We start from the raw sequence: 2717 nt of genomic DNA, 5'->3' as shown, positions 1-2717 counted from the left end.
GGCCCGCTGCTGCGGGCCCCTTCGTTTGGTAGCGGGGACAGGATTTGAACCTGCGACCTCTGGGTTATGAGCCCAGCGAGCTACCGAGCTGCTCCACCCCGCGTCGGTAATGCCACTCTACACGGTGTGGTCCGGCTGGGTCGTCGAGACGACTGTGTTCTGGCTCATAGAGAGCCTCCGCCTGCATCGACGGCGCAAGCCTAGGGCACAACACTGCACCGGCGCCGTGATCACACAGCAAGCCCCAACTCTGGCCGCCCTGTTCAGAAATCCAGGTCCAGATAGTCGATGTCGGTAATGGCGACGTCCGACAGGCCCATAGCTCGTGTTCCGCCGTCCTGGAAGTAGACCGCCTTGAATCCGTCGGCGATGATCTGCCGCATCTGCTGGTCGCCGGCGCCGGCGTCGCGGGCGTCGAACAGGCGCTGTGCGTACTCCGGGGGGAGGTGCACGGTGAGGCGGCGGAACCGTCCGTCGTCGGTCGTGCCGACGGGTGCGGTGTAGCCGAACCGGGCGCGGGTCTCCACGGTGATCCCGGTCGTTGCGGCGGCCTGCCGCTGTCGGCGTTTGCGGACCTGGGGTTGCCACCGGGACCGCACGGCCGCGTCGATCTTCCGCTGAATGTCCTTGGGCGGATGCTTGCGCGCACCTCGCCGGTAGCGGTTCACGGAGTCGGCGGTGACGCCCAGTTCCTGGGCGACGGCCTTCGCGGACCTCAACTGCCGCAGGAGGAAGCCGATCTGGCCCTTGAGGGTCTTGGGCGGCTCCCGCGTGAACGACTCCCAGCCGGCGCGCTCGATGGCGTCATCAATCTCTCCCGGCACGGTTCTGGCTCCCTTCGGGGGTGGTGGCCCGGCCCTCGGAGCCGGCCGGCCGGATTGAGGTCCCGCGTCGGTCGTACCGCCACAGCCAGGACCGGAGCGAGGAGCCGCGGACGCGCAAGATGCACGGCAGGACCCCCGTGCGCGCCTTCAGACGTTCCGGCGTCGGCTCCAGGTCTGCGCCGGTCTCCAGCAACAGCGCGGTGTCGGCGGCCACGAGGGTTACTCGCCTTCGTCCAGGACGGCGTCGCCGCCCTTGATGTGCCGGGCCGGGTTGTAGCCCTGCTCCATCAGGTCGACGGCCCACAGCATCGACTGGACGCCCTCGAGCTTCGCCAGGCCCGGCGAGGGTCCGAGTCGGAACCCGCCAGGCTGCGGCTTCCCTGAGGCCGCGTACGGCAGGAAAGCGAGCGGGTTGTCACCCGGCGAGGGGTAGACGACGCAGTCGGAGAGCACCGCGAGCGGGTACAGGCCCGTCATCCTCGCCATGTTGAGCAGCTTGCGGTGCATGTTGGTCCGGGCCCTGGAGATGACGGCGGCGCGGATGTCGGGGCGCCAGGTCGGGCGTTCCAGTGCCGGCCACCGCTCGCCGGCCTTGTAGTGGCGGCCCTGGGGGCGTTCGCGCAGCTTGCCGACGCCGCCCTTGACCGTGGCCTTGATCGCGGCGAGTACGGCGGCCAGGGCCGGATCGACCTGCTTGTGCCGCTCCATCGCCTCGAGGAACTCGCTGTCGGCCAGGTCCCGGGTGATGCCGAGGTCGGCGAGGGTGTCGACGTAGGCGGTCTTGAGGCGGTCGTGCCAGGGGTCCAGGTACGCGCCGGTCTCGCGGCGGAGGTACGCCTCGACGGGGTGGACGTCGTGGCCGAGTTCCTGGGCGTAGGCGACGGTGTGTGTCTGGTACCAGGCGGGGCCGGTCGGGCGGGCTCCGTCCGGGGTGAAGGGGCTGGGCAGGCGTGGGTCCAGCTCGATGTGGGACAGGTCGACCAGCCAGGAGCCGGGGACCTTGGGGTTGAACGACGGGGCGTGGAAGTGTTCGGGGCCGGACAGGCCGACGACCAGGCGGCCCGCGGCGGCGAGGAAGGCCGTGTTCAGGTCGAGCCCTACGGCGAAGGGCAGGGTGCACTCCTCGTCGGTGAGCAGGTCCACCGGCCGCACCCACTGGTACGCCTCCTCATTGAGGAACCCGCCGCGCCAACCGCTGTGCACCACCACGGGATGTTCTTGGGTGGCCTCCGGCGGCGCCGGGTCCATGGGCTCCGACCCCAGCGAGCCGGGGTTGTGGCCGGAGACCCAGTTACCGGTCTGCGGGTCCTGTACGGCTTTCGTGGGCGGGCGCAGCGCGGTCATCAGCTCCAGTCCCGAGACGGCCGTGGAGCCGCGCGGGGTGATGACACGCTGGGCGTAGACGCCCAGGACGCGGGCGATGTCGGCCGGCTCCATGTCCGCCACGCCCGGCCAGGACCGCTCGTCGAGGGCGTCCCAGGACAGGATGGCGAGCTGCACGCACAGGCGCTGGTTGCCCTGAGCCTTGCGGTAGATCCGCGCCCACGGGCCGAACCCGCGCTGTGTGAGCTGCCACTTGGCGTTCGTGACCTGCCGGACGACCGGGTGGTCGGCGGACAGGCGCAGGGAGCGTCGCTGCTCGTGGCCCTCCAGGCGCTCGGGCAGACCCAGCTTCACGGCCGCGGCCGCGGTGAGCACGATCAGTGGGTCGGCGTCCTTGCCGTAGCGGTGCAGCTTCGGCGTGCCGAGTCCGGACTCGCGCAGCGTCCACTCCACCAATTCAGGGATGGTGGTGGCGGGGCAGTCGAGCACGATGCCGTCGACGCCGTACGCGGAGCCGTCACCGTCGAGCACGGCGAGCGGGCCGTGCGGGAACCGCGGATCGAGGGCGGG

Annotated in this window: 2 protein-coding genes and 1 tRNA gene; all 3 read right to left on the bottom strand. The window is 70.6% G+C overall.

Translation table 11 applies throughout. The features are described from left to right. Positions 1-26: 26 nt before the first annotated feature. Positions 27-103, bottom strand: a tRNA-Met gene (locus ACWEN3_RS44815). A 160-nt stretch (positions 104-263) separates the two neighbouring features. After that, positions 264-824 (bottom strand): telomere-protecting terminal protein Tpg, encoded by a 561-nt coding sequence (gene tpg, locus ACWEN3_RS44810; protein WP_452983986.1) that lies wholly within the window; start codon positions 822-824, stop codon positions 264-266. A gap of 219 nt (positions 825-1043) precedes the next feature. Then, positions 1044-2717, bottom strand: a 1674-nt coding sequence (tap, locus tag ACWEN3_RS44805; protein WP_452983984.1) for a telomere-associated protein Tap, incomplete at its 5' end; no start/stop codon positions are given.

This window comes from Streptomyces sp. NPDC004561 (assembly GCF_053602155.1).
This window is presented reverse-complemented; position numbering and strand designations above follow the sequence as displayed.